Raw genomic sequence first — 6,160 nt, 5'->3', positions numbered from 1 at the left:
GTTGGCTGCGCCTGCGGCGGGAGTGCCAGCAAGGCGTGGCAGGCTATTGGCGCGCGTGAGCAGGCGGCCGCGTGGGCGGTGCGGCGCAGGGCGATGCCGGCGAGGCTGAGGTCGACAGGCAAGGTGAGCCAGGTGCCGGTTTTGGCAGAGCCGACAGCGCACCGAGCTTGTAGATGTTGCCGTAGGTCTTGCTGAACAGATAAAGTTCGCCAGCATTGTCGGTTCCCAGCCGCAGATCGACGCGCTGGCGGCGCAGGGGATTGCCGTCGAGGCTGCGCAGGTTGGTATCGCGACCGTCTTTGCTGATGTGGATTTCGAGAAAGGGCGCCGGCTGGTTGAGCAGCGCGGCGCGCTTGTCGTAGTAGAGCAGCCGGCCCGAGACGAGTTCGGACACGACGACCTTGCCAACGAGTTCGGGGATGGCAGTGCCGGTGTAGGCAAAGACGCTGCTGATGCCGCCCAACGTGTATTCGCCGCTGCGCAGCAGTTCCTCGTGATCGAACTGGGCGACCGGGTCCAGGAAGCCGCCTGGCTTGGCGGGCGTATCATACACATCGGGATCGGCACTGGTGCCGCGGGCGAAGCTGCCTTCGCGCAGCGGCCAGCCATAATTGCTGCCGGCGACGCCGATATTGACCTCTTCAAGTTGGGATTGGCCCATATCGGCGATCAGCATTTGGCCGGTGGCGGCGTCCCAGCTGAAATGCTGAGGATTGCGCAGGCCCGCTGCCCAGATTTCGCCGAGCTTGGCAGGGTCACCGGCGAAGCCATTGTCGGCCGGGATCGTGTAGGCGGCGCCGCCCGCGCCCGGCGTGGGATCGATGCGCAGGATCTTGCCGAACGGGCTGGTGAAATCCTGGGCATTGCCGGACGGATCGCCGCCGCCGCCGCCATCTCCCAAGGATATGTAGAGCTTGCCATAATCGGCGCTGCCGGGCGCAGCGGTGGGATTGAACGCAATGTTGCCGGCGCCATGATCGCCGCGCGGCTGGGCAATGCGCAGCACTTCACGCTGCGCCGTCAGGCTGGCGGTGGCGGCGGCGGGATCGACCACGCGGAATTCGTGAATGACATTGTGGTGGTTGATACCCGGCCCCTTGCCGGCCAGCGTGGCGGTGCCGGCGGTGTCCGCGCTGGTATCGATGGTGTAGAAGATGCCATAGCCCGGCGTTCCGGGGTTGCCGGCGAAATTGGGGTGGAAGGCAAAGCTCATCAGGCCGGCCTGGCCGTTGGTGGCCCATGCGCGAAAGCTGGGCACGGCGATGCGGATATCGAACCACAGCCGCGGTGTGCCGCCGGCGGTGCTGGCAACGCTGATCGTGCCGCGCGTATCGACGATGAACAGGCGGCCGGAGGCATCGGGCACCGGTTTCAGGGCATGGATGTGGGTGCGGAAGCCATCGAACTGCGTGCCGGGGGCGGGCAGGGACTGGCCGAATGGGGTGAGGCGCAGCGTGATGCCGGGCGCGATCGGCGCCGGCACAGGATTGGTTACGACCGCGGCCCCTGCTGCAGCGGCGAGCAAGGGAGCCAGCAACAAAGCTGTCACGGCCGGGCGCAGCGCAATCATTCCAGCCCTTTCAACGACATCGACCGGCGCTAACCGAATCAGGGCAGCGCGGCAATGCTTGGCGGAGCTGCATGCAGCCGGCGACGGTTCGTCGCGGCCCGATCGGGCATGGTGCAGCCTGCACTTGTCGGCAACACCATGCTTGCTAAAATGCCGGCAATGGACGTCCGCTTCCGCCTTGCGAGCCTGCCCGATGATGCAGCGCTGCTGATCGATCTGAATGCCGAGTATCTGGATTTCGTGTTTTCCGGCGTCGCGGCACGCTTTGCAGTCACGCTGGCGGATATTTTTCCAGGCGGGGACATTCGTGCCTATCTGCCCGGCGTTTTGCCCAAGATACTTGGCCCTGGCCCGCCCGAAAGCCAGTTTTACATCATTGAACACCACGGTCAGCCGATCGGCATGGGCGGCATCCGGCGGCTGCGCAGCGGTGTGTGCGAGCTGAAGCGTGTGTACATCCGCGACGCCGCCAAGGGGCAGGGGCTGGGCCGCGCCCTGACCGAGCGGCTGCTGGCCGATGCGCGGGCCTTTGGCTATCACACCATGCTGCTGGACACAGCGCCTACCCTGGAAACGGCGATTGGCCTGTATCGGCGCTTGGGTTTTGCGGCGATCCCGGCCTATCCTGAAGTGGAAGTGCCAGCCATCATGCATCCACATTGGGTGTTCATGGCCAAAGAGATTTGATTTGTGAGGATGTTGACAATGAAGAAGATGTTGCTTGCCGCCTTGCTTGCCGCCTTGCTGCCCGCTACGGCGCCGGCGTTTGCCGACACGGTCTATACCAACGCCAACGGCTATACGCTGGGCAGCAAAGGCGAATTGCAGCGTTTTGCGGCGTTGGTGGTGGGCGATGATGGCAAGGTGAAATCCACTCTCAAAGCCGGTGCAACACTGCCTGCCGGCGCGACGGTGGATATGAACGGCGCGACGCTTTGGCCGGGCCTGATCGATGCCCACGGCCATGTCATGCGCCTTGGTGAGCTGAAATTGCTGGTCGATCTGCGCGACAGCGCCTCCATTCCCGAAGCGTTGGGCCGCATCAAGGCTGGCCTTCCTGCAACTGGCTGGGTCCTTGGCCTCGGCTGGAACCAGGAACGCTGGTTTGACGGCGGCAAGTTGATCGGGCGCTTCCCCACCGCTGCCGAGCTTGACAGCGTCACCGGTGAGCGACCGGCGTTTTTCTCGCGGGTCGATGGCCATGCCGGCTGGGCCAACAGCGCTGCGCTGAAGGCGGCGGGCATCACCAGGGCCACGCAGGCCCCTGCTGGCGGTGAGATCATCCGCGACGCCGACGGCAATCCCACCGGCGTGTTCGTGGACAAGGCGATGGCGCTGATCACCGGTGTCATCCCCCGCGACGACGAGAAGCGCCTGGATCTCGTGCTTGAAAAGTCGCTGGAAACCATGGCTGAAATCGGCATGACCGGCGCCCACGATGCCGGCATGGATAAGCGCACGTGGGACCGTTATGTCCGCTTTGCCAAGGCCGGCAAGATGACGGCCCGCATCTATGCGATGGCCGCCGGGCCGGACAACCGCAAGGCGATTGCGCCCAGCGGCCCGATTCCGTGGAGCTTTGATGATCGTCTGGCGATGCAATCGATGAAGCTGGTGTCCGATGGCGCGCTCGGCAGCCGCGGCGCCTATCTGATCGCGCCTTACAGCGACATGCCCGGCACGCGCGGGCTGGACATCACGCCGGCTGACCGCCTGAAAACCTATATCACCGATGCCTCGCGCGATGGCTTTCAGGTGAATGTCCATGCCATTGGTGATGCTGCCAATCGCTCGACAATGGACGGTTTTGCTGCCGTGCCCGCAGCCGAGCGCAGCAAATTGCGCCACCGCAACGAACATGCCCAGATTGTCGACATGGCCGATCTTGGCCGCTTTGCCAGCTTGCAGATCATCGCCTCCATGCAGCCAACGCATGCCACATCCGACAAGGGCATGGCCGAAGCGCGGCTGGGCGAAGCCCGGCTGGGCGGTGCCTATGCCTGGGCACAGATCAAGCAGAGCGGCGCGCAGCTGGCACTGGGCAGCGATTTCCCGGTCGAGCCGCCCGATCCGATGTTCGGCATCCATGCCGCCGTGACGCGGCAATCGCGCGATGGCCTGCCGACCGGTGGCTGGCGGCCTTGGGAAAAATTGAGCCGTGAAGATGCCTTTGCCGGCTTCACCCTATGGGCGGCCCGCGCCGGCCATGCCGAGGCCAAGGTGGGCACGCTGGAACCGGGCAAATGGGCCGATTTCATCACGCTGGAACGCGATCCGTTCACCGCGCCCGAAGGCGATTTGTGGAAGATCAAGGTGACGGCGACCTGGCTGGCGGGCAAACAAGTGTTCAAGCGCTGAGGCCAGCCCCCCGCTTGCCCGCCGGCCCCCGCCATGCCACCCTCGAAATTACATTTGGGGAGGGCACGCACCATGACTGATCAAGACATTTCCCGCCGCGCGCTGGTGGCCGGCGCGGCAGGCGCGGCGGCGCTGATGGCAGTTCCAGCAAGTGCCCAGCAAGCCGCCAGCCCCGATGATGCCATCGGCCTGGCGCAGCGCATCCGCAGCGGCGCGGCCAGCGCCCGCGATGAGGTGCTGGCCGCGCTCGATCGGGCCGACGCGGCGCAAGCCCAGCTGAATTTTGCGGTGTTGATCGATCGGCCGCGCAGCCTGGCCAGCCTGCCCAAGGAGGATCGCACCCCGGCCATTCCGACGTTCATCAAGGATCTGAACGATTACAAGGGCTGGCCCACAAAGAACGGCAGCCGCGCCTTTGCCGATGCGCCGCCGGCCACGACCAACGAAGCCTTTGTCGATGCCTTTGCCCAGATGAACACGCTGCCGATTGGCAAGACCGCAACACCGGAATTCGGCCTGATGTGCGTGACAGAGCCGCTGTCGCACGGCCCGACGCGCAACCCGTGGAATCCGGCATTTTCGCCCGGTGGGTCGTCGGGCGGCAGCGCAGCGGCGGTGGCAGCCGGTGTGGTGGCGATTGCCCATGCCAATGATGGCGGCGGATCGATTCGCATTCCCGCCGCGCTGTGCGGCCTGTTCGGCTTCAAGCCCAGCCGCGGGCGGCTGGCCGGCCAGAAAAACGCCGATGATCCCGCCGAAATCGCAGTCGATCATGTGCTCACCCGCAGTGTGCGCGATGCCGCGCTCAGCATGGCAGCGCTGCAAATCCAGGGCGCCGACGGCTTGGGCGCGCCGGTGCCAAGGCTGAGCGGCCCGGCCGGCGCGCGCCTGCGCATCGCTGTGATCACCGCCGGCCCGGAAAATGCCCAGCCCGATGCCGAAGTACTGGCCGGTATCACCCGCACCCGCCGCCTTCTGGAATCGATAGGGCACACGGTGGTGGATGCGCCGTGGCCGTTCGCGCCAATCGATTTTTCGCGCGATTTCGTGGCGCTGTGGTCGCTGGGTGCTGCCAGCGCAGCGGCCGCCGTGCAAAAGGCCTTCGGCGCTGACGGCGTTGCCAAACTCGAACCGCTCACCCGCCACCTCGCCGGCAACGGCGCCGCGCTGGCCCAGGCCGATGTGCAGGCGTTGATGGGGCGGCTGGCCGCCTATCGCGATGCCTACAACGCCAGCTTCCGGGATCATGATCTGCTGCTCACGCCGGTGCTGAGCCGCCATGCGGTGCCGATCGGCTTTTTGTCGCCCACGCGCCCGCCGGCCGCGCTGATGGCCGACATGATGCAACTGGTGGCCTACACGCCGGTGCAAAATCTCGCCGGTGCCGCCGCAATGAGCGTGCCGATCATGCAGGCCACCAACGGGCTGCCGCTGGGTATGCATTTTGCCGGGCGGCGCGGCGACGATGCCCGCCTGCTCGATCTGGCCTTCCAATTGGAGGCAGCCGCCCCCTGGGCACAGCGCCTGCCACCAATCTGGTTCGGAAACCGCCGCAGCTGATGCCATGATGGACCACGCCGCCCGCGCACCTGCAACCCCGGCCATGTTTAGACGTTACCGGGATGATGCATGGGTATTTCCGTTTGCCGTCACGGCTCCTGCTCGGCGTGTTCGGCACGCTGGGCAACATCGTCTGGCTGTGGAGCCTTGCCCCCCCACCGCTGTAACCCGTTAGCGCGTGTGCAATCTTTACGCCCTCACCAAAGGCCAGCAGGCGCTGCGCGATCTGGCGCGGGCGCTGGAACTGGGCCCCGAAAGCGACCGGCTCGGCAATCTGCCGGCGCTGCCCGGCATCTACCCCGACGGCGAAGCCCCGATCGTCCGCATGGGCAAAACTGATGCGGACACCGGGGGAAGAGTCACGGCCCCTGTGCTGCAATACGCCCGCTGGGGCATGCCCAGCCCGGCCTTCGCGCTGGTGGGCAAGACGGTCGGAGTCAAGAAGCTGGATAGGGGCATCACCAACATCCGCAACACCGCCTCCCCCCACTGGCGCCGCTGGCTGTCACCGGCGCACCGCTGCCTGGTGCCGTTCACCGCCTTTGCCGAGCATGTGAAGGGCGATGCCGGCTTTGCGCCGATGTGGTTCGCGCTTGCCGCCGAAGACCCGCTGGCCTGCTTCGCCGGCCTCACCACCAGGTGGACCGGGGTGCGCAAAAAGGCCGAAGGCGA

Annotated in this window: 5 protein-coding genes; 4 read left to right on the top strand and 1 reads right to left on the bottom strand. The window is 65.9% G+C overall.

Annotated elements, in window-relative coordinates:
* Window positions 1–43: 43 nt before the first annotated feature.
* The gene (locus tag ABWP50_RS02510; protein ID WP_353216412.1) at window positions 44–1,549 is read right to left on the bottom strand and encodes a PQQ-dependent sugar dehydrogenase; all 1,506 of its coding nucleotides are present in this window, start codon (window positions 1,547–1,549) and stop codon (window positions 44–46) included.
* A 180-nt stretch (window positions 1,550–1,729) separates the two neighbouring features.
* Here ABWP50_RS02510 and ABWP50_RS02505 point away from each other — a divergent pair, with 180 nt between their 5' ends.
* The 4 genes from ABWP50_RS02505 to ABWP50_RS02490 all read left to right on the top strand — a co-directional run.
* Window positions 1,730–2,257, top strand: coding sequence for a GNAT family N-acetyltransferase (locus ABWP50_RS02505; RefSeq protein WP_353216411.1), 528 nt, complete (start codon window positions 1,730–1,732; stop codon window positions 2,255–2,257).
* 18 nt (window positions 2,258–2,275) lie between these two features.
* The gene (locus tag ABWP50_RS02500) at window positions 2,276–3,928 is read left to right on the top strand and encodes an amidohydrolase (protein WP_353216410.1); all 1,653 of its coding nucleotides are present in this window, start codon (window positions 2,276–2,278) and stop codon (window positions 3,926–3,928) included.
* A gap of 72 nt (window positions 3,929–4,000) precedes the next feature.
* A complete protein-coding gene (locus ABWP50_RS02495; protein ID WP_353216409.1) occupies window positions 4,001–5,488 on the top strand; it encodes an amidase family protein in 1,488 nt (495 codons plus the stop codon).
* Between the two features lie 178 nt (window positions 5,489–5,666).
* Window positions 5,667–6,160 (top strand): SOS response-associated peptidase family protein (locus ABWP50_RS02490; RefSeq protein WP_353216408.1); only part of this gene is annotated, 494 nt, incomplete at its 3' end.

This window comes from Sandarakinorhabdus sp. (assembly GCF_040398645.1).
Lineage (GTDB): Bacteria > Pseudomonadota > Alphaproteobacteria > Sphingomonadales > Sphingomonadaceae > Sandarakinorhabdus.
The sequence above is the reverse complement of the archived record's forward strand: the minus strand, read 5'-3'. Positions and strand labels throughout refer to the sequence as shown.